Origin of the sequence: Roseovarius sp. A46 (assembly GCF_004126395.1) — a bacterium.
Lineage (GTDB): Bacteria > Pseudomonadota > Alphaproteobacteria > Rhodobacterales > Rhodobacteraceae > Roseovarius > Roseovarius nitratireducens.
Genome location: NZ_PVWS01000093.1, coordinates 1 through 366 on the forward strand (window position 1 = coordinate 1; position 366 = coordinate 366).

The window sequence follows — 366 nt, forward strand, 5'->3', positions numbered from 1 at the left end:
GGCCTTCGCTGTCGGGCGCGGTCGCGCCGGCGTCCTTGGCAGCGTCGTGCCAATCAAGAGCGACTGAAATCTTGTTGTTGAGCACGTCGATGTCGGTGCCCGAAGCACCTTTCATGATCGCGAGCAGGATCTCACCGGTGGGAACGGCGCCCGTCTCGAGCTCGTTCGCCCAGAACTCGATGCCTTCTGCATCGGGTGCGCGGCCGAACAGGTTGCCATAGACTTCCGACAGGAACTGGAGCGCCGACGGGTTCTCGGCTTCCGGGTCAAAGAAGTCATACACAGCGCGGGTTTCCGCCTGGTTCGAAAACTCGGTCGCGATCGCTTCCAGCGACATGCCATCCGCGTTGGGATTGTTGTCCTCGA

The 366-nt window shown here is 61.7% G+C and carries 1 protein-coding gene; it reads right to left on the reverse strand.

Going from position 1 to position 366, the window contains the following annotated elements; all coding sequences use genetic code 11:
* Positions 1–366, reverse strand: a 366-nt coding sequence (locus C6W92_RS17510) for a DUF4214 domain-containing protein (RefSeq protein ID WP_129435407.1), incomplete at both ends; no start/stop codon positions are given.